The following is a 24,135-nucleotide window of genomic DNA, read 5'->3' as shown; positions in this document are numbered from 1 at the left end:
ATTTTTAAAAGATAATTAAAACTGCATGAGTAAAACCTGTAACCATTACCTATGGGCAAAAAGCCAATCATCGCTATATCTCACTTAGGCTGTGAAAAAAATCGCATAGATTCAGAACATATGTTAGGCTTGCTAATACAAGCAGGCTATCAAGTAGATGCAAATGAAGAAATAGCCGATTATGTCATCGTCAATACCTGTAGCTTTATCGAAGCTGCTAGAACAGAATCAGTAAAAACCCTGGTAGAACTAGCAGAAGCTGATAAGAAAATAATTATAGCAGGTTGTATGGCGCAACACTTCCAGTCAGAGCTACTAGCAGAATTGCCAGAAGCTAAAGCGGTGGTGGGTACAGGAGATTACTATAAAATTGTCGAAGTGATCGAGGCGGTAGAACAAGGAGAAAGAGTCCAAGCAGTATCTAAGCAACCAGTATATATAGCTGATGAGAATTTACCTCGCTATCGGACTACCACAGAAGCAGTAGCCTACCTCAGAGTAGCCGAAGGCTGTGACTATGGTTGTTCTTTTTGTATTATACCTCAATTGCGCGGGAAACAGCGATCGCGCTCCATCGAATCAATCGTCAAAGAAGCAGAAACACTAGCAGATCAAGGGGTAAAAGAGATAATCTTAATTTCTCAAATTACCACCAATTATGGTCTAGACCTATACGGAGAACCAAAACTAGCCGAATTACTTAAAGAGTTAGGGAAAGTAGATGTCCCCTGGATTAGGATACACTATGCCTATCCCACAGGATTAACAGATAAAGTAATAAAAGCAATTCAAGAAACGCCAAACGTTATACCCTATCTGGATTTACCCCTACAACATTCCCACCCAGAGATTCTCAAAAAAATGAATCGACCCTGGCAAGGGCAAGTTAATGATAGAATAATAGAAAAGCTCAAAAATGCTCTGCCGGATGCTATATTAAGAACAACGTTCATTGTAGGATTTCCAGGAGAAGAAGAAACCCACTTCGAGCATTTGGAAAAATTTGTAGAAACTCATCAGTTTGATCATGTGGGGGTTTTTAAGTTCTCGCCAGAGTCTGAAACACCCTCTTATAATCTTCCCAACCAAGTACCAGAAGCAATCAAAGAGTTACGCCACAGTAAAATAATGGCAAGACAACAACCGATAGCGGCTAAGAAAAATCAAGCCTGTGTTGGTCAAACGGTTGAGGTTCTAATTGAACAGGAAAACCCATCTACGGGAGAGTTGATAGGACGCTCAAGCAGGTTTGCTCCCGAGGTAGACGGGCTAGTTTATGTTCAAGGTCAAGCATCACTCGGAAGTATAGTACCAGTGACTATCACCGGAGCTGATATCTATGACCTCTATGGAGAGGTTGTAGTCAATTAACCAATCTACGTTAAGTAGAGAAAACTAGAAAAAGCAAACAAAAATCAATCAAAACTATATGACCATTTCTTTCAAAAATTTAGGATTATCAGACGCTCGTGTAGAACACCTAGAAGAATTAGGGTTTACAGAACCAACTGAAATACAAATCCAAGCTATACCCCAACTATTACAAGGACAAGATGTAGTAGGTCAATCCCAAACAGGGACAGGAAAAACCGCAGCTTATTCTCTACCTCTGTTAGAACAAATATCAGTAGATAATCCCGCTGTACAAGCCCTGATTTTAGCACCAACTCGCGAATTAGCTCAACAAGTAGCCCAAGCGATCGAAGACTTTAAAATAAACAGAAAACTAAGAGTTTTAACAGTATGTGGTGGACAATCCCTAGAAAGACAAATTCGTAGTCTCGAAAGAGGAATACAAGTTGTGGTAGGGACACCAGGAAGAATCATTGACCTGTTAGAACGCCGAAAACTAGACCTATCGGAATTAAGATGGGTAGTACTAGACGAAGCAGATGAGATGCTGAGTATGGGGTTCATCGATGATGTCAAAAAAATCCTCAAACAAGCTCCCACAGAACGTAGTACAGCTTGTTTCTCGGCTACCATGCCCCCAGCGATTAAAGAACTAGTACAAAACTTCCTCAAAGATCCCGTTACCGTAAGAGTATCACAACCCAAAGCAGCACCGACAAAAATCGAGCAGCAAGTGTATATGATTCCCCGTAGCTGGTCAAAAGTCCAGGTACTGCAACTAATTCTAGAACTAGAGGAACCAGAAGCAGCGATTGTCTTCGTGCGTACCAAAAAGACCGCAGCAGAACTCTGTCAAAAACTGCAAGAAAACGGACAAAATATTTATGAATACCATGGTAACCTATCTCAAGTACAACGAGAAAGATTAGTACAACGTTTTCGTGATGGTAGCATCCGTCTAGTAGTAGCAACAGACATCGCCGCCCGAGGATTAGACGTAGAAAATCTCAGCCACGTATTCAACTACGACCTACCAGATAACGCAGAAACCTATATCCACAGAATAGGTCGTACAGGTCGCGCTGGAAAATCAGGTAAAGCAATATCTCTAGTACAACCGATTGATCGCCGTTTACTGCGTCAAATAGAACGCAGACTCAGACAAACGATCACTATTAGTGAAATACCCACCCGCGCTCAAGTAGAAGCTCATCGCATCGCTAAACTGCAAGAACAAATCAAAGAAGCCCTAGCAGGAGAAAGAATGGCATCATTCCTATCCATAGTTAATGAATTAAGCAGTGAATACGATTCTCAAGCGATCGCCGCGGCGGCTTTACAAATGATTTATGACCAAAACTGTCCTAGCTGGCTGAAAACAGATTGGGAAGTACCAGAAAAAGGTGTTTCTAAACCCATTATCAAAGGCAAATCTAACGGGCGCGTTTTTAAAAAAACCCCCGCATCTAATCAGTCACGTTAATTGTTGTTATAAGTCAATAGTCTCCAGTGGTCAAGCTAGCTAATAACCCAACCTCTCTAACCCAGGGCCGGTCTGGTATCATCGAAGCCTATCGCCCTTATCTCCCCGTAACTGAAACCACCCCTGTGGTCACCCTGTTCGAAGGGAATACCCCCCTGATACCAGTACCTCAAATAGCAGCCCAAATCGGTCGCCAAGTCCAGGTATATGTTAAATACGATGGTCTCAATCCCACAGGATCATTTAAAGACAGGGGGATGACTATGGCAATCTCTAAAGCCAAAGAAGCAGGAGCAAAAGCCGTAATCTGTGCCAGTACTGGTAATACATCGGCAGCAGCAGCAGCCTACGCCCGTCGTTGTGGAATGCGCGCTCTGGTAATTATCCCTGATGGTTACGTAGCCTTGGGAAAATTAGCACAAGCTTTACTATACGGAGCAGAAGTAATCGCTATTGATGGTAATTTCGACCAAGCTTTAACCGTTGTTAAACAACTCGCCGAGAATTATCCAGTAACTTTGGTTAATTCTCTCAACCCCTATCGTCTCGAAGGACAAAAAACAGCAGCCTTTGAGGTGGTGGATACCCTAGGAGATGCTCCCGATTGGCTCTGTGTACCAGTAGGTAACGCGGGTAATATTACCGCTTATTGGATGGGATTCTGTCAATATCATCAACTGGGTAAATGTCAAAAATTACCCAAAATGATGGGATTTCAAGCCGCGGGATCTGCTCCTTTAATCGCAGGTCATCCTATCGCTTCCCCAGATACCGTCGCTACCGCTATACGTATCGGTAACCCCGCTAATTGGGATAAGGCGATCGCTACGCAAGAATCTAGTCAGGGAGAATTTAACGCCGTTACAGACGCAGAAATTCTGGAAGCTTATAGATTATTAGCTAGTAAAGAAGGTATTTTCTGTGAACCCGCTAGTGCAGCTTCAGTAGCAGGATTACTGAAATGTCGAGATCAAGTTCCTTCTGAGAGTACGGTAGTTTGTGTACTTACTGGAAATGGTTTAAAAGATCCCGACGCAGCGATTAAATACAGTAATAATAGCGTCAAATCTGGTGTAATTCCTGATTTAGAGGTAGTAGCTAATCTAGTAGGATTTTAGCATCGGGAATAGACCAAAGTTTGGCTAATTCTGTACCTTGAGTTTTGGTGATTAATTTTTGTTTAAGTAAGGTTAACTGTTGCTCAGACAAATAATTACGCCAATCTCCTACCTCTCCTTTACGGATAAAAGGTGGCATATTTTGTGGTCTTTGACTACACCATCTTTGTTGTTGTTGACTCATCTGATTAAAACTACTATATTCAATAACTTTAGATAATATTTCCGAATTTTGCAGTTTTTTTAGATAATTATCCCCTAAAAATTGGGCAATATCTTTAATCTTATCCTTGGGGTTAGCCTTTAACTCTTCATAAGTTAACCACAGAAGATTATCATCATCATAATGCTCATACCAAGATAACAAGTGCTCAAAATAATCCCCAAAATCTACCTCTCCTGCTAAAAAACAATCAAAAAACTCAGCAAAACTACCCTCAGCAAAATCATAATGTTGGACAAAACCGCGGGTATGGTGATAAAAAGAAACCACACAATCAAAAGGATTGCGCGCGACGTAGATGTATTTAGCTTCAGGATGATGAGGAGTGAGATGATAGGGTAAATGAGTTTTAATGAATCTTGGAGGAGATAATGCGCTGACTATTTCTTTACCTACTTCCTCTAAATGGGGTAGATCTTGACTAAGAGTTTGATTACCATCCATAGGTTGTCCATCGTGAATCAGTAACCAGATAATATACTGTGTCCAGGTTGTACCGCATTTAGGATAAGTAACGATAAAAGTATCTTCAGGGGTTGCCTGATATTGGATACCACTAGTAAATCCTTCAGGAGGGAAGCCTAGGGGCATCCTGAAGCCATTATAAAGACGATAACTAGGTTTTAGTCCAAAATTCCTGGCTTTAGCTAGCATAGCCTTATCTAGGGCTTGTTGACATTCAGGGCTAGCAAAAGCTTGATTATGGGCGATATCCAGGTGTGGATACTTAATTTTAGCAGACTCGGCATGACGTTTAGCGGTATCGATACGCAGGGTTAAACATTCTTGTTGGGCTAAATTAGCCATTGCTGCTAAAGCTGTAGGGGAGAAGATACCAGGTACTGAAGCTGAGACTATAATAGCATTTGCTGCTAAACTATTTATATGCTCTGCAGTAATTAAATTAGCGTTGGGTATGCCTGACTCATTTAACCAGGGTATAGCTATAGCTACATATTTTGCGCCTTGAATAGCTGCGGTAAGACTCGAAGCACAAGTTACTTGTGTGGAGTCAATTCCGCGCTTATTTAAGGTTTCTAAACGTTTATTGACGTCTTGTAAAGAGGGACTAAAGAGATGTACATTAAGTTGGTAATTAATAGCTTCAATAGCGATTTCCTTACCGATATTACCTACACCAATAATAGCTATTTTACTATGTTCTTGGGCTTGGTCAAGTTGTAAATATTTTAATAAATGTTGTGCAACGTAGGGAGAGTTAATCCCAGGAAGGTTAGTTACTTGAATATTTTGTGTTCCTGCTGCTACTACGTCAATAGCTCTTGTATCTACTCCTCTGCGAATGATTAGGAGTTTTGGTTGGTTACCTACTGCTTCGCGCCAACTTATCATAGCTCGTTTAGGCACTGCATTACTACCAACTATCAAAACATGGGGTTGAAAATCTCTAAGAGTTTGACATAATTGAGTAATAGTGGGGTCGTTTTGTTCATCAGGAATTTGGTTAGCGCCAATTTCGGGAAGATATAAATAGATATGATTATCAACTTTAGTGACTACAGAGTTGACCAATCCTAATTCAGTAATTGTGCTTTCATGAATAGGATGGGTAATCAAGATTTTGTTCATTGTTGACCTAAAACTTGTTTAGCGAGATGGATAATTTCAGGGTAGGGTGGTTGAGTGATATCTACAGAGTAAGCATTATCTCTAGAAGTTCCTAATATACCTTGATTTTTAACCATATTGACCACTAAAATTTTACCTGTGGGACTTTTTATTCTGATTTCTTGTACAGATGCCCAATAACTGCAATAATAAAGATGATCTCTATAGGTAAAATTAGCCTTAATAGTAGCCATTTCAGGAAGACGAATACTGACTAATTCTAATTGAATATTGATTTGTCCTTGATAATTATTTTCTCTGAGTTGATAAGCTATATCTATTTCTGGTGGTAGAGGAAAATATTCGCGCCAACGCCAGGCGATCGCTTTGATGGTATCATCTTCTTGAGCTAGGGTTAGTTTGAGATGTTGTTTACCTACTATTTGTTGTTCTAAAACTTTTACTCTCGGAGTCCAAAAGATAGGATAATCATTAGCGATACCCCAAGGATGTAAACGATCTATTTCTTGATACAATTGTTGATTAAGTTCCCTAAAATTTGCTGCTGCGTCGATTTTCACTAAAGGTTTGAGATGATGAGGTTGCAGACATTGATGGGCAAATAAACTTAATTTCTCCTCAAAAGCTGCTAAATTAGCTGTATATAAGCCAAATCCTCCCGCTGCTTTATGTCCACCGTATTTAATCAAGCATTCTTGAGCAAATTCTAAGGCTTGAAAGATATTAAATTCTTCAATACCACGAGCTGAGCCTCTAATCAATTCTGGGTTATCTTCTTCATAGGTAGCAATAAATACGGGGACTCCGTAACGTTCAACCAAACGAGATGCTACAATACCAATAACACCATGATGCCAATCTGATTGTACAATGACTAAAACCCGTTTCTCTCGCCAAGGAATGGGTTTAGTTTCAATCAGGGCGATCGCTTGTTGTTCGATTTCACTACAAAGTTGTTGACGTCGTTGATTCACTTGTTCGCATTTCATCCCCAACTCTAAAGCTAATCCCTCATCTTCGGTGGTAAGTAAATCAATCACTATTTGGGGATTATCTATCCTTCCAATCGCGTTGATACGTGGTCCTAATCTAAATCCTATATCTTCAGGGCGAAGTTGTTTAAGTGTATCACTAACTCCCGCTACTTGCATCAAAGCTTGAATACCTTTAATTGAGGATTGAGGAAGTAACCTTAAACCCTGTTGTAACCAACGACGATTTACACCAATCAGAGGAGCTAAATCAGCTATAGTACCTAGAGTATATAAAGCTAATAATTCTGATTCTAATTCTCTAGAGTTATCATAATTAGCCATTAAATTACTCGCGAGAAGATAAGCTACACCGACTCCTGCTAAACCATAATAGGGTGATTGAGTAGATATTAACTTAGGATTTAAGATAGCATTAGCAGGAGGTAAAGTTTCGGGTAAATCGTGATGATCTGTAATAATGACTTTTAGATTTAATTCTTTGGCTAAAGCGATCGCTCCATAAGCTGAGATACCATTATCTACTGTAATAATTAAACTAACTCCTTCTTCAGCAAATTCTCTGACTATACGTTCATTTATACCATAACCATCATTCATCCTACTAGGGATAGCATAATCAACTTTTGCATCTAAATAACGTAAAGTGCGCAATAATAGAGCTGTACTCGTCATTCCATCAGCGTCGTAGTCTCCACAAATAGCTATTTTGTCTTGATTGGTGATCGCTTCTACTAGGAGAGTCACACTTTTACTTAAATCGGGAAATTCTGCTAAAGGTAAGGGTAAAGATACCGATTGGGGTTGTAGATGAAATTGAGCATCTTCTAGGTTATCAAAACCTCGATTAATGATTACTCGCGCCATTAAACTAGAGATAGCTAATGATTGAGTCAATAATTCTATTTTGGCTAAGTCTGGTTTAGCGAATAACCAACGGGATTGGGGTATCTTTTTATTCATTTTAATAAACGCATTCCACTGAGAGTCACGATTAAAGTTGAACCTTCATGACCAATTACTCCTGTAGTCATATTAATTTGACCTAAAAAATTAGCCAAGAGTAAAATTACGATAAAACTAAGAGCAAAAATGATATTTTGTTTAACTACCCTATTAACTCGCTTACCTAATTTTAAAGCTAGGGGAAGTTTTTCCAAACTATTAGCCATGAGAATAATATCTGCGGTTTCTAAGGCTACATCTGTACTAACTCCACCGATCGCTATTCCTACATCAGCTAAAGCTAAAGCGGGAGCATCATTAATACCATCTCCCACCATAGCTACCTTACCATATTTAGTTTGTAGTCCACGTATGATAGCTAGTTTATCTTCTGGCATTAATCCATGGTAAACATCGGTAATACCCACTGCTTGAGCGACATTAAGTGCGGTAGTTTTACTATCACCTGTGAGCATAACTATCTCTTTTATACCTCGATCCCGCAATTGTTGGACAATATTAGTAGCTTCTAAACGTATAGTATCAGCCAAGAGAATTTTTCCGATAATTTGTTCTTCTTGAATGACTAAAACTTGAGTTGAGGTGTGATAATCATCGCTATCTAAAGATATCTTCAGTAAATCAGCGATAAATTGGACTTTACCCACACTAACAGACTTATTTTGAATATAACCAGTAATTCCCTGACCTGTATAGGCTTGAATCTGAGTTGCTCTTTGTAGGGTTAAAGCTTGATTGTGCGCTGCTTTCACAATTGCTGCACCGATAGGATGTTCCGAATATGTTTCTAAAGAAGCAGCTAAAGCTAATACTTGTTCAGGGGTATAATTTTCAGTAGGGATAACCTCAACTACCCGTAACTCTCCCGTAGTCAAAGTACCAGTTTTATCAAAAGCGATCGCCTCAATATTACCAATTTTTTCTAATTGAGCACCATTTTTAAATAAAATACCATTTCTAGCGCCATTAGCGATACCTGAAAGTAGTGTAGGCATAATCGCAGCCATGAGAGCACAAGGAGAAGCTACCACTAGAAAAATTAAAGCACGATAAATAGTATCTGTCCAACTCCACCCTAATAAAACTGGTGGTAAACTAGCTAAAAAGATACTAGCAATAATAATTACCCGAGCGTAGATTTTCTCAAATTTTTCGATAAATAACTGATTAGGGGGAGATTCTTGAGTAGCTGACTCTACCAATTTAACTACTCGTTGAATCAGACTATTTTCTGCTAATTCTGTCACAACTAAAGTAAGTACACCATTACCATTTAAACTTCCTGCGAAGACTTCATCTCCAGCGTCTTTATCTACAGGGATAGACTCACCGGTAATTGGTGCTTGATTAACCGTACTTTGACCTGAAACTACTTTAGCATCAATAGGTATTAACTCTCCTGGTTTCACCAAAACGCGATCGCCCAATTCTAATTGATTAACATCGATAATTTTTTCTTGATGGTTATTAATTACTCTAGCTGTTTCGGGTGTATTTTCCATCAAAGAGCGGATATTACGTTCTGTGCGTTGCATTGCTATAGTTTCTAATGCTCCACTAATAGCAAATACCAGAATCAAGATTCCCCCATCGAGAATCAGACTATAATTATTTTGCCAAATACCTAAACCTGCAGCACCAATAGCAGCTACAATCATCAACAAATCAACGTCTAACTCTTTTTCTTCAATCAGGGTACTTATCCCCGAAATCGTGCTAGCATAACCCCCAATAATATAAGCACTAAATAATAATATTAAAGATAAAACTAAGCAATCTTGTTGATAACTTTGCCAACCGAGGATTAATAATAAAGCACAGATAAAAGCGGCAATGGCTTCTGATTGTTGATTAAACCAATTAAACTTTGTAATCATCTTAATTCAGGTAAAAAAACTAACAGATTTTGTTGTATCTATGTTGATAAGTAAAACTTAGAGGGAGAGGGGTAAGAGGGAAATGAAGAATGTAGAATGAGCGAATGCGCGAAAAAATAATTAATTCTTAATTCTTAATTTGCGCATTTGGAATAACCCCTAAAACCGTTCAACCTAACATATTAACCGTTGTACATCTGCTAGGGTTGGTTGAGCAGAAATCGCTCCTAATTTAGTGGTGGTTAAACCCCCTATTAAACAAGCATAATTAACTATATCTTTAGCTGTATCGGGATTGTCGAGAGCATTAATACCTTGTTGAGTTAATTGATGAATAAAACCCGCGAGAAAACTATCTCCTGCTCCCGTGGTATCTACTACTGTAAAACTTTTGGGTGTAACTTTACCTTCGTTATCTCTTAAACAATAACTAACTTGATTTGCTCCTGCGGTGACTAATACTCCTTCAAAATCACCCCCACGATGGGCGATTGCTCCTGCATCTGTGCTATTGAATAACCATTCTGCTTCTTCTTGAGATAGTTTGAGAAAATCTACAGACTTTAATAACTGCTTAATCAGTGGTTTAGCTTCATCAGGGTTAAGCCAAAAACACTTACGCCAATTAAGATCAACAACTACTTTGAGGTTATAATAATCGGCTAATTCTAAAGCTCGCCAAATTGCTTTACGAGTTATAGGGTAAGCTAATTCTAATGTTCCGAGTACCAAAAAATCTGCATTGATAAATAAATCTTCACGTAGGTTAGTTGGTTGTAAATAAGCATCAGCAAAAGCATCGGGGGAATAATCCCCAAATCCTGCGAAGGTGCGCTCTCCATCGGGCGATCGCAACACATAGATTCGACGAGTTGGAGCACTAGGCAGGATTACTAACCCCGTTGTATCTACTCCTACTGCTAACAAGACTTTTTCTAGTTCTTTACCCAACTCATCTGCACCAATACAGCCAATATAAGCTGATTTTGTGCCTAATTTGACCAAAGAACAGGCTACATTAGCCAATGCTCCTCCAGGATAAGCCGTCCATGATTTAACTAGCTCTAGATTAGTTTCTACTTGATCTGCTAAATAGTCAATGAGAATTTCTCCCAAACACAAAACCTGAATTGTTTTCATGATTAATTGCCTTAATTAAAAAAAAACTGTAATTTTTGCCTAGGTTTAAAGAACATCATCTACAATATAGCCAAAGATTAAGTAATTATACTACTGAATAAATACCTATGAATAATAAAAAAAGTCCGAGTTATGCGACTCTTTCTGATCGAGAATTAGAAATATTAGAATTAGTAGCTAGTGGCTTAACCAATCAACAGATTTCGGAAAATCTAGAGATCAGCAAAAGAACAGTTGATAATCATATTAGCAATATCTTAACCAAAACAGGTACAGATAATCGCGTAGAATTAGTGCGTTGGGCGCTGCAATGGGGGAAAATCTGTATTGATGAGGTAAACTGTTGTACGATCCCCGAATCGGCTCAAGAATCAGAAACTTAAAAAGTTCATAACAAAACTTAACATAAACTAACTTAAGACAACAATCAACGCGATCCCCTACTCTGATAGACTTTTGAGTTGAGAGGTAGATTAGAACAGCAAAAACTCAATCAGGAGGAATCAGTGGATAGTACTCTCAGCTTAGAAATCATAGAAGTTGTAGAACAAGCAGCGATCGCGTCTTCTAAATGGATGGGAAAAGGTGACAAAAATACCGCCGACCATGTAGCAGTAGAAGCAATGCGCGAGAGAATGAATAAAATTCATATGCGTGGTCGTATCGTCATCGGTGAAGGTGAAAGAGACGAAGCGCCAATGCTCTACATTGGGGAAGAAGTAGGTATTTGTACTCAAGAAAACGCTGGATTATACTGCAATCCCGATGAACTAGTAGAAATAGACATCGCTGTAGATCCTTGTGAAGGTACAAACTTAGTAGCTTATGGACAAAATGGCTCGATGGCTGTTTTAGCTATTTCTGAAAAAGGTGGCTTATTCAGAGCGCCGGATTTCTACATGAAAAAACTCGCAGCACCTGCTGTAGCTAAAAACCACGTAGATATTAACAAATCCGCTACAGAAAACCTTAAAATTCTCTCTGATTGCATGAATCGCACCATTGAAGAATTAGTAGTAGTGGTGATGGATCGCCCCCGTCACCAAGAATTAATCCAAGAAATTCGTGAAGCAGGAGCACGAGTCAGATTAATCAGCGATGGAGACGTTTCTGCAGCTATTTCTTGTGCTTTTTCAGGAACTAATATTCATGCTCTCATGGGTATTGGTGCAGCACCAGAAGGAGTTATTAGCGCAGCTGCTATGCGTTGTTTAGGTGGTCATTTCCAAGGACAATTAATCTATGATCCCGAAGTTGTCAAAACTGGTTTAATCGGTGAAAGCAAAGAAGGAAATATCGCCAGACTCCAAGAAATGGGTATCACCGATCCAGATCGCGTTTACAGTTGTGAAGAACTAGCTAGCGGTAATACCGTATTGTTCGCGGCTTGTGGGATTACTCCTGGTACACTAATGGAGGGTGTACGCTTCTTTCATGGTGGAGCGAGAACACAAAGTTTAGTTATCTCTACTCAGTCAAAAACCGCTCGCTTTGTAGATACAATCCATCTGTTTGATGAACCAAAAGCCTTACAATTGAAGTAAGATCTAACTAGAGGTGGTATTATTGCCATCTCTAGGATAAATATGAATTTTTTTAGCAAAATATTTTTTCAACCGCAATGTGAGTTTACATTGCAGATAATAAACACTTGGGAGAACACATGAATATTGTAGTTGTAGGTTTAAGTCACAAAACAGCACCAGTAGAAATTCGTGAGAAACTCAGCATACCTGAAGCGAGAATCGAAGAAGCGATTAATCGTTTACGTAACTATCCCCACGTTTTAGAAGTAAGCATCATTAGTACTTGCAATCGCTTAGAAATCTATGCAGTTACTAGAGATAGCAAACAAGGGGTAGTAGAAATCATCCAATTTCTTGCTGAAACAGGAGAAATACCTCACCAATATTTACGCAAACACCTATTTATCTTACTTCATCAAGACGCAGTTAGACACCTGATGCGCGTAGCTGCAGGTTTAGAAAGTCTCGTACTCGGAGAAGGACAAATTCTCGCTCAAGTTAAAACTGCTCACAAATTAGCCCAGAAGTACCAGGGAATTGGACAATTATTAGACCGTTTGTTTAAACAAGGGATGACAGCGGGAAAACGAGTTAGAAGTGAGACTAATATCGGTACAGGTGCGGTTTCTATTAGCTCGGCTGCGGTAGAATTAGTCTTTAATAAACTTAGTGATCTCAGGAGTACTAGGGTTACCATTATTGGTGCGGGTAAAATGTCCCGTTTACTGGTACAACATCTCCTCTCTAAGGGAACAGAAGATATTACCATCGTTAATCGCTCGGAAAGACGCGCTCAAGAATTAGCTCAACAATTCCCCAACGCTACTCTCAAAATTCAACCACTCTCAGCTATGTTAGAAGCGATCGCTAATTGTGATGTAGCTTTTACTAGTACTGGAGCAACTCAACCGATACTTAACCAAGAATTATTGCAAGGGGTGTTAACACCTGAACAGCAATTAATGATTGTAGATATTTCTGTACCTCGTAACGTTGCTGCTGATGTTAGTGCTATCCCTAATTTAGAGTCTTATAACGTTGATGATCTTAAAGCGGTGGTGGCTGCTAATCACGAAACCCGTCGTCAAATGGCAATAGAAGCAGAAAACTTGTTAGAGGAAGAGGTAGCAGCATTTGAGTTATGGTATCAATCTTTAGAAACTGTACCAACTATCGTTTGTTTGCGCAGTAAAGTAGAAGACATTCGCGAACAAGAGTTAGAAAAAGCTTTATCTCGTTTAGGTGCAGAATTCGGCGAAAAGCATCAAGAAGTTATCGAAGCTCTCACCAGAGGGATTGTTAATAAAATTCTCCACGAACCTATGGTACAATTAAGAGGACTTCAAGATGTAGAATCTCGTCGTCTCTGTCTTGAGTCTCTACAGATGTTGTTCAATCTTGATACTACTGAGCAATATAGTTAAAGTGAGAGGGTGCTTTTGCACCCTTTTTAGATTCCTTGGATATGAACGACAATTTCTCTGTGATTACCGCGATCGCGATGTTCCCAAAGATAAATACCTTGCCAAGTACGTGACATACTGATACAGCTAATCAAAGATTACGATGTAGGCATCTTACCTTTTCTGATAGTAAAGAATTAGCCGTTTTTGAGTGAGGCGATGCCCATCCCCACTTTTTTTTGGTTCAACCAGCATTTTAAGCTTTGTTGACTTCTTTCATTATACAATAAAATCGCGGTTAAGCTAACTATCAGAATTAGGAAAACGGCGTTTTTGCAGGAAATCGGGGATATCTAACCCCGAGGATGATTCTGGTTTAGGGAGAGGACGTGTTGGGGGAGGTGGAGTTGTTGAACGTACAGAAGTTCTGGTGGTTGTACTCTTAGTTGGTGTTTTACCTTCCCCTGTAAAACCAGTAGCGATGACGGTTACTCTGATTTCTCCTTGAAGATCCTCATCAATAACCGCACCGAAGATAATATTAGCATTAGGATCTACTATCTCGTAGATTGTTTCTGCGGCTGAGTTAACTTCGTGAAGGGTTAAGTCTCTACCACCAGTTATATTTAAGACTACCCCTTTTGCACCTTCGATCGAAGATTCTAATAAGGGTGAAGAAATAGCTGCTACTGCTGCTTCTTTAGCGCGAGATTTTCCAGATCCTAGACCAATTCCCATTAAAGCTGAGCCTGCATCTGCCATAATGGCTCTAACGTCGGCGAAATCTACGTTAACTAAACCAGGGATAGTAATAATATCGGATATACCCTGCACACCTTGACGTAGTATATCATCTGCGGTTCTAAAGGCTTCCTGCATAGGGGTATCTGGATTAATCACCTCTAGTAACTGATTATTAGGAATCACGATCAAGGTATCTACTCGTGTTTGCAGGGCGTTGATTCCCTCTTCGGCTTGGCTTGTCCGTCTTCTTCCTTCAAATGTAAATGGTCTGGTGACTACTCCCACTGTCAAGCAACCCATTTCCTTAGCTACTTCCGCTACAATGGGTGCTGCACCTGTACCAGTTCCTCCCCCCATACCTGCGGTAATAAAAACCATATCGGTATTTTCTAGGGCGTTGGCTATTTCTTCCCGGGATTCTTCGGCTGCTTTTTGACCAATGGCTGGATTTCCTCCCGCGCCCAAACCTCGGGTAATTTTCTTACCTACCTGCAAGCGACATGAGGCAGAAGCGTGGGCTAATGCTTGAGCATCTGTATTAATCGCCCAAAATTCTACACCGCTTAATTCTCTTTCGATCATGCGGTTAACGGCGTTACAACCACCACCACCAACCCCAATTACTTTTAATTGAGCTATATTACTAGGGAGAATTTGGTTACTACGAGATTTGTCCTGACTATAGGTGCGATTATCGCTGTTATTCGGCAGAGACAGGATACTATTATTTAGGTTACGATTATTACTAGGTGTTTCCGATGAGTTAGAAGATGAAGTCATTAATGGTGTATATGTATCATTATTTATAGTCATAATCCATGATTGGGAGATTAGTTTAATTTTATTATTATGGTAATCTCTTTAGAGGTTAGTTTTCATTTACTATTATCCTTTGATAGGGAAATGATAACACTAAAATCTGGATTTTTTTATTTTTTTCGTCCTCTCTTGATATACTTATACTAATGCTTAATTCTCAAATACGTCCTGCACAAGTTGAAGATATCCCCACTGTTTTTAGTTTGATTCAAGCTTTAGCTGCTTATGAAAACCTTAGTGATGCAGTGACGGGAAATGCTAGTAATCTAGCTCAAGATGTTTTTGGTGATGATCCCTGTGTTGAGATTATCGTTGCTGAAGTAAATCAAGTAATAGTTGGTTTTGCTTTATTTTTTACTAATTATTCTACTTTTTTAACCCGTCGCGGTATCTATTTAGAAGATTTATTTATTTTACCCGAATACCGTCGTCAAGGTATAGGTAAACAATTACTGACTTATCTAGCTAAGTTAGCAGTGGAACGTGAAGCTGGTCGTTTAGAATGGAGTGTACTTGACTGGAATGAGTCAGCGATCGCCTTTTATCAGAGTATTGGTGCGGCGATTTTACCTGATTGGCGTATTTGTAGGGTTACTGGAGATAATTTAACTAGTTTAGCTAATATCTAAAGTTAGAGGCGCTTCCGCGCCTGTAGATTACATTTAAATGCTTAAACCTAATTTTAGTCCTAAGATAGCATGAACTACCAATAACCCTAAAGCAAGAGTTCCTAAGTAGGCATGAACCGTTCTCCAGATAGGTTGTCCAGTTTTAAAACCTAATAAGGAAATACTACCATTAAGGGCTAAAAATCCTAAAACAAGCGAACCTGTCCAAAAATGGGGGCTTTCGAGAATCGGTTTTCCTTGCATTAATAGAGAGAGAATCCCTCCTGTATAACCCGAAGCTAGGAATAAAAATAACCAGGGAGCTAATTTACGATGAGCTGAACTACTTTGTAGGGCTGCTTCCTTATCTGTTTCTCTTAAAATTCTCCCTTTCCATCCTGCTATCCCTACAAAAGTGCCCATGATAAAGATGACGATCGCCATCATTAAGGGATGTCCCCAATGTACGATTGGCTCAGGAGTACCCAGGGAGCTAAACCAGTCGGCGATGGGTGTTAATTTTTCAGTTAAAAAATCCGACATTTTCTCTACCTCGGTTGATAATCTAGGCAATTTTGACATGGACCTGCTGGATTAACGGCGCAACGGATATAGGGTGAACGAGCGTTATAGACACAACTAATATCACCTATGATCTGAGTAGGATAACGATTTACCCTGGTTTGGTTAGGGGTTATTCTAGCTCGATTTCTTGCTTGTCTTAATCTTGTTTCCCATCTCTGCTTAGCTTTGGGCAGCAATAGCAGAGATAGTAGCAAAGGTGTTAAGCTAATTAGCAAAATTACGAAGACAGTGGTCATTGTTGCGCCGAGTTGGTTACTTTATGCTACTCCTTGCAGAGAAGTATTAGCTGTTACTCCTGGAAAGCCTCTGTCTATTTGTTGAGACTTAAATTCTTTCGCTTGTAAAGCTATGCGTAAAATTCTCATTGCTTCTTCTGGTTTTCCTCTACCACAGAAAAATAAATCTGCAGCAAAGTAGCCGTATTCTGGCCAGGTATGAATAGCAATATGGGACTCAGCTAAGGTAACTGTGGCTGTTACGCCGTGAGGACTAAACTGGTGGACGCACATATCAATCAATGTTGCCTCTCCTGCTTCCACGGCTTCGAGTAAAGCACGACGAATTCTTTCTGGATCGTTGAGAAGGTCAGCGGGTGATTGCCAGGCATCTACTACTATATGAGTCCCCACTTTGTTCATTCTTTTCAATACTCCGCAATATTCAAGTTATCAGACACTCTAATATAACATAAATTTTCTGATTGCTCAAGGATTTTATGTATTCTAGACTACATTTTACCCTGAGTTTTTGTTCCGTTGGGTAAAATGGTGTTTTCTACGGAGGTAGCTAAAAAATTTGCTCCCCTGAGATTGACTCCAATTAGGTTAGCTTCATCGAGGTTAGCATAGGCTAGATTTGCTCCTGTGAGGTAACAGAGTAATAATCCTGCTTGGGTAAGGTTAGCTTGTGCTAGATTTGCTTCTGATAAGTCAGCTTTGAGTAGGTTACTTCCTCTGAGGTTAGCGTAACTGAGTCTAGCGTTTCTGAGATTAGCGCGGGCTAATTCTGCTCCTTCTAGGTTAGCTTTATGGAGATTAGCGTTAGTGAGATTAGCATCGGATAAATTTGCTCCTACTAAAGAAGCTCCCCTCAAATTAGCTTCTCTGAGGTCGGCGTGACGTAAATCGGCTAAACTTAAATCACAACCTGTTAAATTAGCTCCACGTAGATTAACTCGGGTTAGGTAGGTACGAATTAATCTAGCTTTGCTTAAAGAAGCTCCCCTCAGATTAGCTTCAGTGAGGATAGCACGAGTCAAGTTAGCTTGAGTTAATTGAGCTTCTGCTAAGATAGCTTTAGCTAAAACTGCACTGGTAAGATTAGCTGATTGTAGGTTAGCATAGGCTAAGTTACAGCTGATCATACTAGTACCGATTAAACAAGCTTCGGACAAATCAGCTGAGGTTAAGATGGCGTTGCTCAGATTTGCTCCGCTCAAGTCTGCTAAAGTTAGTTGAGCTTTGCTTAAATTGGTTTTAGCTAAATTGCTTTCTATTAATAAGCTTTTACTCAAGTTAGCTTCTACTAAATCTGCTTCAGAAAGATTAGCGCTAATTAATTTGACTTCGATAAATTTTCCTCGTCCTAGTCTAGCTTTTTTGAGGTTAATTTGATTAAGATTAGCTTGGTTAAAATTGGCTAATTCTAGGCTAACCTCTGTAAAGTTACGTTCTCCTTGCTGATACAAACTCAAGAGTTGGTTAACGCTTTCTAGCTTTGTAGTACTCATAAAAATGTTAAATTTTACCTGGTTTTTCCTTGACCAAGTTGATGTTGTTGTTTTTTGTGTTCTAAATTGTCTTAAATCTTGGGTAAATCTTACCTATAGCCTTCTACCTGGTTTACTTTACCAACCAGGTCTGGGCATTAAGCTAGAGAAGTCTCTAACTACGTTCATTTTTTTGATACAGACGATTAATTTTTTACCTAAGTCTTGCCTGGGTATCATACAAATGTGATTGGTTAAACTTGATACGAAGCAACCATCAGCTTGACGTTAATGGGTTTATTATACTTAAAATCAGCTATTTTGACAAGATTAACTTTTTGTTTATTTATTTTTTGTTACAGTAATTATATGTTCAGATAATTCAGATAATGGAGAGAACCAGAATATGTCAACCTTAGCCCTTACTCCTGATAATGTCGAAAAAGTTTTAGATGAAATGCGCCCTTATTTAATGGCTGATGGTGGTAATGTGGAGCTTGTGGAAATTGATGGACCGATCGTCAGATTACGTCTTCAAGGCGCTTGTGGTACTTGCCCTAGTTCAACTATGACTCTAAAAATGGGTATTGAGCGTCGTTTACGTGAGTTTATTCCTGAAATAGCTGAAGTAGAACAAGCTTTCTAGTAAATTAGTTAACCCACGGTTTAACCGTGGGATATAAGGGAAAAATTAAGAATTAGGAATTAGGAATAACTCCTTTCTACTTCCTACGAACCCTTGATATTAGCTGTCGCCGTTGCGTTCCCTGTCGCAGATTCTCTCGTCAATAGGAATATAACTGAGCTTATGTTCTCCCGTGTATATTTGTGTAGGACGAAAGATGCGATTAACTCCTAGTTGTTCTTTCCAGTGGGCTAACCAACCTGCGACGCGGGCGATCGCGAAGACTGGAGTAAACAAGTCTCTAGGGATACCTAATTTTTGATAAACCAAACCGGAATAAAAATCAACATTAGGATAAATACCCTTGCTACCGAGTTTTTCTTCCACTACTTTTTCTACTTCTACTGCTAACTGATAATAGTCATCTTCACCACCTGTAGTAGCAAAGAGTTGTTCAGCGAGATTTTGTAAGATTGTAGCGCGAGGATCTTTAACTTTATAAACTCGATGTCCAAAGCCCATAATTTTGTCTTTATTGGCGATACATTTTTCTATATAAGGACGGACATTTTCTTTTGAACCTATTTCGTCTAACATAGTTAAGACTTCTTCGTTAGCGCCACCGTGGAGTGGTCCGGCGAGAGTGCCTACAGCTGAGGCTATAACCGCGTAGGGGTCTGTTAGGGTAGAAGCTGTCACCATGGCTGAGAAGGTAGAAGCGTTAATGGTGTGTTCCGCGTGGAGAGTTAAACAAATGTCAAAGATATGGGCTTCTATGGGGTCAGGAACGCGTTCTGTTAGCATATACAAGAAGTTAGCTGAGTAGTCTAACTCGTCGTTAGGTTGCACTGGATCGTTTCCTTTGCGCATTTGTTTAAATGCAGCTACCATGGTGGGTATTTTGGCGAGTAATCTGACTACCGCTTCTCTGATATAAACGGGGTTATCCAGGGCGCGACGGGAGTAGAATAAGCCTAAAGCTGCAGCTGATGTTTGTAAAGCATCCATGGGGTGACCTGTTTCGGGGAAACATTTCATCATGTCCCGAATTCTGTATTTAATCCGACGATGATAACGTATGGTTGTTTCAAACTCGGTTAATTCTGCTTGAGTTGGTAATTTTCCCCAAATTAATAAGTAGGCTGTTTCTAAAAAGGTACTTTTTGCGGCTAATTCTTCGATCGCAATGCCTCTATATTCTAGTATTCCGTTTTTGCCATCGACGTAACTAATACTCGATTTTGTAGCGGGAATACCTTCTAAACCTGGACTATATTCGCAAACTGTCATATCTGTTAACCTATAGATATATTTTGACGCTAACTTACCTAAGAATAATGTAGAGTAGCCTAGACTACTAAAAACCGCGATCGCTCTTCATTATAATACTTGAGCGTACAGTTTTAATACTTGTTGCCAGGCGTCTTCGGCTGCTTGTTGATTATAACTAGCCCTTTGGTCACAGAAAAAACCGTGATCTGCATTCGGATAACGATATACTTGGTGAGGAATCTGATATTTTTCTAATTCCTGTTGGATTTGATCTACTTCTGCTACTGGTATCGAAGCGTCTTCTAAGCCAAAAAAAGTGTATATAGTACCTTTGATATCTTTAGTTTTGCTTAGGGTAGGTTCTCCTTCTCCAGGTGTCCAAGTGGTAATTCCTGCACCATAAAAAGACGCCGTGGCTTTGATTGCTTCTATTGTAGCGGTTAGATAGGTAACGTGACCACCAAAACAGAAGCCAATCGTTCCTACTCCTGTGGTTTTGACTTGGGGTAAGCTATAGAGATAGTCTATGGTTGCTTGAATATCGCTGATTAGTTCTGTAGCTTGGGTTTGATTTTTATATTCTTTGCCTATAGTGATATCTTCTGGTGTATATCCTAGAGCTAATCCAGGGGCTAGACGTTGATAAATAGCAGGGGCGATCGCTACGTATCCTGCTTGGGCTATGCGTCTGGTTACGTCCTGTATATGGTTGTTAACCCCGAAGATTTCTTGTATGACGATTACTGCTGGTAATTTCTCTGCTGTTTGGGGTATGGCTAGATAAGCATCTATGCGTAAATCACCGTTTTTGATTTGGACTGTTTTTGTATTAATTTCTACCATTTTAGTAACCAAAAGCTTGCAATGATTCTTGAAAGGGATTTCCTTCTATTTCTTTGACTAATGATAACATTTGACTGGCTATTTCTTTTATTTCTTTTTGGGCTTGGGGACTATTTCTTAATTTCTGAAAGTGCATAAAACTGCGAAAGTTAAACATAACATCAAAGTCTAACTGTTTGTTATATGGTAAGAAATATCTCGCTGTTTCTTTGGCTCTTTTTCTCCCTATTTTTTGACTTAATTCTTCACAAGCTAAATGATATAAATTATGTCCTAAGACTGTATAATTATTGAGAATATCTTGCCAACTATTAGCATTTTTAAATAATTCTTGCTTGAGTAATTCTTCGTTTTCTACGGGTAAATTTAACCAATCTTCAGGGAGATACCATTTATCTTCTAACTCTTTATAACGAGCTGATTCACTATTAATACTAACTGCTATTCTATGTTTAATTAAATGAATATGACTAGCGATATCTGCTCTGATTTGGAAGTGTAAACAGCTTTTTTCAAATGGTGTATGGTGTTCATGTTCTGCTAAAAAGTGCAATAATTCAGCAGAACTTTTTTGTTTATTTTTAATGGTTTCGTTGTATAAAAAGGCGATTCTATCTTGTACTTTTTCGGGTAATTCTACGCCTAAATCTAGGTTAGTAGATTGCCAAGCGGAAAGACAGTGGGTTTGATCACTGCCATAATAACCTAATAAAGTTACTTGATTATTCATACTCTAGAGACGATAACTTCTTCGGGTTGATCTTGATATTTACCTAGACGAGTTTGATAGCTAATGCTACAGGGTTCACCTTCTAGAAAGAGCAATTGTACCACACCTTCGTTAGCATAAATTCGACAATCTGCACTAGAAGAATTAGAAAATTCTAGCGTAAGATGTCCTCTCCATCCCGCTTCAGCGGGGGTTAGATTGGCGATTAACCCTACGCGTGCATAAGTACTTTTACCTATACAAAGTACAGTAATATTTTCAGGTACGCTTAATTTTTCTTTGGCGACTCCTAAACCGTAGGAATGAGCGGGTAAGATAAAATAAGAACCGTTGGAGTCAGTATGGAGTTGAGTAGGTTCGAGATTTTCTGGGTTAAAATGTTTAGGGTCAACTACTGTTCCGGGAATATGTCTAAAAATACGAAATTCTGAGGGAGAAAGACGGATATCATAGCCATAGCTACTTAAACCGTAGGAAATCACTGGTAAGTTATCAAGTTTACGAATTAATTGTGATTCAAAGGGTGTGATCATCCCTTCTTTAGCCATATTAGCGATCCATATATCGTTTTTAATCACTTGTCTATAAATGAAAATATTAATTAACCTAGGGATGTTGCTAGATAAACCAACGGGTATTAGCAACTATGCCCTGAATATTCTACCTTATTTAAAACCATTAGAACCTACGTTATTGGTAGGGAAAGCCAAACAGGGGTATAATTGTCGTTTAATTGCTGATAATTTAGGACCAAATCATGGTAGTAAGGGACATTTGCGGCGATTAATTTGGACAGAGAGGGAATTACCGAGAATATATCACCAGGAGAAGGCTTCTTTACTATTTTCACCGATTCCTGAAGCACCAATTACCAGAAAGCTTCCCTATATAGTTATGGTACATGATTTGATACCTTTACGCTTTCCCCGTTGGTTTTCACCTTTGACTCCTTATTTTCGTTACTATATACCTAGAGTAGTTAAAAATGCTGAACATATTATCTGTAATTCTTTAGCTACGGCAGAAGATATACAAGAGTTTTGGGGCATAAATCCACAGCGGATTACCCCAATTCATCTTGGTTATGACGCGCAACATTTTCAACCTTTGGAGAATTTACCCCCATTGGATATTCCCTATTTTATCTATTTAGGACGTCATGATCCACATAAAAATTTGGCTCGGTTGGTGAGTGCTTTTGCGAAAATAGCTGATAATTGTCAGGAAGAACTCTGGTTAGTAGGACCGTTTGATCGCCGTTATACACCACAATTGCAACGACTGGCGATCGCCTTAGATATAGCTTCTCGGGTTAAATTTATCGATTATGCGCCTTATTCAGAGTTACCTAGATTATTTAATCAAGCTACTGCTTTAGTTTTTCCGAGTCTTTGGGAAGGATTTGGGTTACCAGTGGTAGAGGCTATGGCTTGTGGTACACCAGTTATTACTTCTAATCTATCTTCTTTACCAGAAATAACCCAAGATGCAGCTATTTTAGTTAATCCCTATCAGGTGGAGGATGTATCTGCAGCGATGGAGTTATTAGCTACTGACGAGAAAAGGCGATCGCGTTTAGCTAAGTTAAGTTTAAGACAAGCTAGTCAGTTTAGTTGGGCGAAAACGGGAGAGACTACTGCTAGGGTTTTACTTGGTTGAGTGTGAGTAGGGACTCAAGGCTTGTGCTAATCTATAAATTTAAAGTGTTTCTATGTCTCTCATACCACGTTGAGATAAACTGATTTAACTTCCGCAGCTAGCTTTTTATTTCACCACAAAGTCTTAACATCGTAATTAGTAAAAGCAGCGATCGCTTCAGTAGCTGTTTTACTCAATTTTTCGGGTTGGACTAAGTATAGGAGCATTTTAACAAGAATGGCTAAGAAAGTCTGTAACTTTTTGGTCAATACCAGTAATTGCTGTACCTATTACTATACTATAAGCACCGAGGCTTAAAGCTTGTTTAGCCATGATGGGGGAATTAATTCCTCCTTCACAGATAAGGGGGGTAATCAGTCGTTGTGATAATGTGGATAGTAAAGAAAATCCTGGAGGGGTTAATCCACAGGTTGCTTCTGTATAACCGTAGAGAGTGGTAGCGATGAGATCAACCCCTAACTCTTCTGAGGCGATCGCGTTTTCTACAGTGTCAATATCAGCCATGGCTAGTTTATCTTGTTGATGGATATAGTTAATCAATTCTGCTAAGGATTCCTGGGGACGTTGTCTAGAGGTTGCGTCGATAGCGATAATATCTGCACCTGCGCTGATTATCTCTTTAACTTCTGTTAGAGTAGGGGTAATATAAACTGGGGAGTTAGGATAAATACGCTTCCATAAACCAATCACGGGTACATTTGGTAAAAGCTTTTTAACCGCGAGAATATGACTAGGAGTATCGATTCTGACGCCGATCGCCCCTCGTTGTATACAAGTTTTGGCGATCGCCGCGATGATTTCGGGTTGGTGAAGGGGTGAGTCAGAAGGGGCTTGACAGGATACAATCAGCTTAGATTGTAGGGAAGCTATT

At 39.3% G+C, this 24,135-nt stretch carries 23 protein-coding genes and 2 pseudogenes; 9 read left to right on the top strand and 16 right to left on the bottom strand.

Annotated elements, in window-relative coordinates:
- Positions 1-51 precede the first annotated feature (51 nt).
- From rimO to EA365_13475, 3 genes are read left to right on the top strand one after another with little or no spacing between them, the layout of a single operon-like run.
- Positions 52-1,371, top strand: coding sequence for a 30S ribosomal protein S12 methylthiotransferase RimO (gene rimO / locus EA365_13485; protein ID TVQ43077.1), 1,320 nt, complete (start codon positions 52-54; stop codon positions 1,369-1,371).
- A 58-nt stretch (positions 1,372-1,429) separates the two neighbouring features.
- On the top strand, positions 1,430-2,836 hold the full coding sequence (locus tag EA365_13480; protein ID TVQ43076.1) for a DEAD/DEAH box helicase: 1,407 nt from the start codon (positions 1,430-1,432) through the stop codon (positions 2,834-2,836).
- Positions 2,837-2,862: 26 nt separating this feature from the next.
- Positions 2,863-3,954, top strand: a complete 1,092-nt coding sequence (locus EA365_13475; GenBank protein TVQ43075.1) for a threonine synthase — start codon at positions 2,863-2,865, stop codon at positions 3,952-3,954.
- Here the strand turns inward: EA365_13475 and EA365_13470 are convergent.
- From EA365_13470 to EA365_13450, 5 genes and pseudogenes are all read right to left on the bottom strand, one after another.
- Complete coding sequence (locus EA365_13470; GenBank protein ID TVQ43102.1) at positions 3,935-4,768, bottom strand: sulfotransferase domain-containing protein; 834 nt, start codon at positions 4,766-4,768, stop codon at positions 3,935-3,937. The two genes, EA365_13475 and EA365_13470, sit on opposite strands and share 20 nt — an antisense overlap.
- Positions 4,769-4,807: 39 nt before the next feature.
- Positions 4,808-5,767, bottom strand: a pseudogene (locus tag EA365_13465) (phosphoglycerate dehydrogenase).
- The gene (gene recJ / locus EA365_13460; GenBank protein TVQ43074.1) at positions 5,764-7,722 is read right to left on the bottom strand and encodes a single-stranded-DNA-specific exonuclease RecJ; all 1,959 of its coding nucleotides are present in this window, start codon (positions 7,720-7,722) and stop codon (positions 5,764-5,766) included. Before recJ ends, EA365_13465 begins: the two are co-directional and overlap by 4 nt.
- The gene (gene cadA / locus EA365_13455; GenBank protein ID TVQ43073.1) at positions 7,719-9,602 is read right to left on the bottom strand and encodes a cadmium-translocating P-type ATPase; all 1,884 of its coding nucleotides are present in this window, start codon (positions 9,600-9,602) and stop codon (positions 7,719-7,721) included. Before cadA ends, recJ begins: the two co-directional genes overlap by 4 nt.
- Positions 9,603-9,776: 174 nt before the next feature.
- Positions 9,777-10,742: a carbohydrate kinase gene (locus EA365_13450; protein ID TVQ43072.1), complete on the bottom strand. Its 966-nt coding sequence runs from the start codon at positions 10,740-10,742 to the stop codon at positions 9,777-9,779.
- Between the two features lie 107 nt (positions 10,743-10,849).
- On the opposite strand from EA365_13450, the gene EA365_13445 reads away from it, so the two are divergent.
- The 3 genes from EA365_13445 to EA365_13435 all read left to right on the top strand — a co-directional run bounded on the left by EA365_13445 (position 10,850) and on the right by EA365_13435 (position 13,692).
- Positions 10,850-11,125 carry a DNA-binding response regulator gene (locus EA365_13445; protein ID TVQ43071.1) on the top strand — a complete coding sequence of 92 codons (276 nt, stop codon included), beginning with the start codon at positions 10,850-10,852 and terminating at the stop codon, positions 11,123-11,125.
- A gap of 123 nt (positions 11,126-11,248) precedes the next feature.
- Entirely contained in the window at positions 11,249-12,286 is a 1,038-nt protein-coding gene (gene glpX, locus EA365_13440; protein TVQ43101.1) for a class II fructose-bisphosphatase, read from the top strand.
- Between the two features lie 119 nt (positions 12,287-12,405).
- On the top strand, positions 12,406-13,692 hold the full coding sequence (locus EA365_13435) for a glutamyl-tRNA reductase (GenBank protein ID TVQ43070.1): 1,287 nt from the start codon (positions 12,406-12,408) through the stop codon (positions 13,690-13,692).
- A 26-nt stretch (positions 13,693-13,718) separates the two neighbouring features.
- On the opposite strand, the pseudogene EA365_13430 reads toward EA365_13435, so the two are convergent.
- Positions 13,719-13,799, bottom strand: a pseudogene (locus EA365_13430) (YjbQ family protein).
- A gap of 175 nt (positions 13,800-13,974) precedes the next feature.
- Positions 13,975-15,228 (bottom strand): cell division protein FtsZ, encoded by a 1,254-nt coding sequence (gene ftsZ / locus EA365_13425; GenBank protein ID TVQ43069.1) that lies wholly within the window; start codon positions 15,226-15,228, stop codon positions 13,975-13,977.
- Between the two features lie 152 nt (positions 15,229-15,380).
- Here ftsZ and EA365_13420 point away from each other — a divergent pair, with 152 nt between their 5' ends.
- Positions 15,381-15,863, top strand: a complete 483-nt coding sequence (locus EA365_13420) for a GNAT family N-acetyltransferase (protein ID TVQ43068.1) — start codon at positions 15,381-15,383, stop codon at positions 15,861-15,863.
- Between the two features lie 33 nt (positions 15,864-15,896).
- On the opposite strand, the gene EA365_13415 is transcribed toward EA365_13420, so the two are convergent.
- The 4 genes from EA365_13415 to EA365_13400 all read right to left on the bottom strand — a co-directional run bounded on the left by EA365_13415 (position 15,897) and on the right by EA365_13400 (position 18,156).
- Positions 15,897-16,385: a DUF4079 domain-containing protein gene (locus EA365_13415; GenBank protein ID TVQ43067.1), complete on the bottom strand. Its 489-nt coding sequence runs from the start codon at positions 16,383-16,385 to the stop codon at positions 15,897-15,899.
- Between the two features lie 5 nt (positions 16,386-16,390).
- Positions 16,391-16,663, bottom strand: coding sequence for a hypothetical protein (locus EA365_13410; protein ID TVQ43066.1), 273 nt, complete (start codon positions 16,661-16,663; stop codon positions 16,391-16,393).
- 21 nt (positions 16,664-16,684) lie between these two features.
- Positions 16,685-17,065 carry an adenosylmethionine decarboxylase gene (gene speD / locus EA365_13405; GenBank protein ID TVQ43065.1) on the bottom strand — a complete coding sequence of 127 codons (381 nt, stop codon included), beginning with the start codon at positions 17,063-17,065 and terminating at the stop codon, positions 16,685-16,687.
- A gap of 89 nt (positions 17,066-17,154) precedes the next feature.
- Positions 17,155-18,156, bottom strand: a complete 1,002-nt coding sequence (locus EA365_13400; protein ID TVQ43064.1) for a low-complexity protein — start codon at positions 18,154-18,156, stop codon at positions 17,155-17,157.
- Positions 18,157-18,541: 385 nt separating this feature from the next.
- On the opposite strand from EA365_13400, the gene EA365_13395 reads away from it, so the two are divergent.
- Positions 18,542-18,781, top strand: a complete 240-nt coding sequence (locus EA365_13395; GenBank protein ID TVQ43063.1) for a NifU family protein — start codon at positions 18,542-18,544, stop codon at positions 18,779-18,781.
- Between the two features lie 99 nt (positions 18,782-18,880).
- Here EA365_13395 and EA365_13390 read toward each other — a convergent pair whose 3' ends face one another.
- The 4 genes from EA365_13390 to EA365_13375 all read right to left on the bottom strand — a co-directional run bounded on the left by EA365_13390 (position 18,881) and on the right by EA365_13375 (position 22,183).
- Positions 18,881-20,050: a citrate synthase gene (locus EA365_13390; GenBank protein TVQ43062.1), complete on the bottom strand. Its 1,170-nt coding sequence runs from the start codon at positions 20,048-20,050 to the stop codon at positions 18,881-18,883.
- Positions 20,051-20,140: 90 nt separating this feature from the next.
- Positions 20,141-20,875: a dienelactone hydrolase family protein gene (locus tag EA365_13385; GenBank protein ID TVQ43100.1), complete on the bottom strand. Its 735-nt coding sequence runs from the start codon at positions 20,873-20,875 to the stop codon at positions 20,141-20,143.
- A 1-nt stretch (position 20,876) separates the two neighbouring features.
- Complete coding sequence (gene thyX, locus EA365_13380; GenBank protein TVQ43061.1) at positions 20,877-21,605, bottom strand: FAD-dependent thymidylate synthase; 729 nt, start codon at positions 21,603-21,605, stop codon at positions 20,877-20,879.
- Positions 21,602-22,183, bottom strand: coding sequence for a dCTP deaminase (locus EA365_13375; GenBank protein ID TVQ43060.1), 582 nt, complete (start codon positions 22,181-22,183; stop codon positions 21,602-21,604). The genes thyX and EA365_13375 overlap by 4 nt, the downstream gene beginning before the upstream one ends.
- 10 nt (positions 22,184-22,193) lie before the next feature.
- Between EA365_13375 and EA365_13370 the strand changes: the two genes are divergently transcribed.
- Positions 22,194-23,264: a glycosyltransferase family 1 protein gene (locus EA365_13370; protein TVQ43059.1), complete on the top strand. Its 1,071-nt coding sequence runs from the start codon at positions 22,194-22,196 to the stop codon at positions 23,262-23,264.
- A 207-nt stretch (positions 23,265-23,471) separates the two neighbouring features.
- Here the strand turns inward: EA365_13370 and EA365_13365 are convergent, their stop codons facing one another.
- Positions 23,472-24,134: an N-acetylmannosamine-6-phosphate 2-epimerase gene (locus tag EA365_13365; protein ID TVQ43099.1), complete on the bottom strand. Its 663-nt coding sequence runs from the start codon at positions 24,132-24,134 to the stop codon at positions 23,472-23,474.
- Position 24,135: the final 1 nt, after the last annotated feature.

The organism is Gloeocapsa sp. DLM2.Bin57 (assembly GCA_007693955.1).
In the GTDB taxonomy this organism is placed as follows: Bacteria; Cyanobacteriota; Cyanobacteriia; order Cyanobacteriales; family Gloeocapsaceae; genus Gloeocapsa.
Note: the sequence above shows the minus strand (reverse complement) of the source record. Positions and strands in the feature narration are given on the sequence as shown.

What these genes read in the sequence shown, in the direction of transcription:
- EA365_13445 (TVQ43071.1), top strand. Translation starts at nt 10,850, where the DNA reads ATGAATAATAAAAAAAGTCCGAGTTATGCGACTCTTTCTGATCGAGAA.
- EA365_13390 (TVQ43062.1), bottom strand. Translation starts at nt 20,050, where the DNA reads ATGACAGTTTGCGAATATAGTCCAGGTTTAGAAGGTATTCCCGCTACA.
- thyX (TVQ43061.1), bottom strand. Translation starts at nt 21,605, where the DNA reads ATGAATAATCAAGTAACTTTATTAGGTTATTATGGCAGTGATCAAACC.
- cadA (TVQ43073.1), bottom strand. Translation starts at nt 9,602, where the DNA reads ATGATTACAAAGTTTAATTGGTTTAATCAACAATCAGAAGCCATTGCC.
- EA365_13385 (TVQ43100.1), bottom strand. Translation starts at nt 20,875, where the DNA reads ATGGTAGAAATTAATACAAAAACAGTCCAAATCAAAAACGGTGATTTA.
- recJ (TVQ43074.1), bottom strand. Translation starts at nt 7,722, where the DNA reads ATGAATAAAAAGATACCCCAATCCCGTTGGTTATTCGCTAAACCAGAC.
- EA365_13400 (TVQ43064.1), bottom strand. Translation starts at nt 18,156, where the DNA reads ATGAGTACTACAAAGCTAGAAAGCGTTAACCAACTCTTGAGTTTGTAT.
- ftsZ (TVQ43069.1), bottom strand. Translation starts at nt 15,228, where the DNA reads ATGACTATAAATAATGATACATATACACCATTAATGACTTCATCTTCT.
- speD (TVQ43065.1), bottom strand. Translation starts at nt 17,065, where the DNA reads ATGAACAAAGTGGGGACTCATATAGTAGTAGATGCCTGGCAATCACCC.
- EA365_13420 (TVQ43068.1), top strand. Translation starts at nt 15,381, where the DNA reads ATGCTTAATTCTCAAATACGTCCTGCACAAGTTGAAGATATCCCCACT.
- EA365_13435 (TVQ43070.1), top strand. Translation starts at nt 12,406, where the DNA reads ATGAATATTGTAGTTGTAGGTTTAAGTCACAAAACAGCACCAGTAGAA.
- EA365_13450 (TVQ43072.1), bottom strand. Translation starts at nt 10,742, where the DNA reads ATGAAAACAATTCAGGTTTTGTGTTTGGGAGAAATTCTCATTGACTAT.
- EA365_13395 (TVQ43063.1), top strand. Translation starts at nt 18,542, where the DNA reads ATGTCAACCTTAGCCCTTACTCCTGATAATGTCGAAAAAGTTTTAGAT.
- rimO (TVQ43077.1), top strand. Translation starts at nt 52, where the DNA reads ATGGGCAAAAAGCCAATCATCGCTATATCTCACTTAGGCTGTGAAAAA.
- EA365_13480 (TVQ43076.1), top strand. Translation starts at nt 1,430, where the DNA reads ATGACCATTTCTTTCAAAAATTTAGGATTATCAGACGCTCGTGTAGAA.
- EA365_13470 (TVQ43102.1), bottom strand. Translation starts at nt 4,768, where the DNA reads ATGCCCCTAGGCTTCCCTCCTGAAGGATTTACTAGTGGTATCCAATAT.
- EA365_13410 (TVQ43066.1), bottom strand. Translation starts at nt 16,663, where the DNA reads ATGACCACTGTCTTCGTAATTTTGCTAATTAGCTTAACACCTTTGCTA.
- EA365_13415 (TVQ43067.1), bottom strand. Translation starts at nt 16,385, where the DNA reads ATGTCGGATTTTTTAACTGAAAAATTAACACCCATCGCCGACTGGTTT.
- EA365_13370 (TVQ43059.1), top strand. Translation starts at nt 22,194, where the DNA reads ATGAAAATATTAATTAACCTAGGGATGTTGCTAGATAAACCAACGGGT.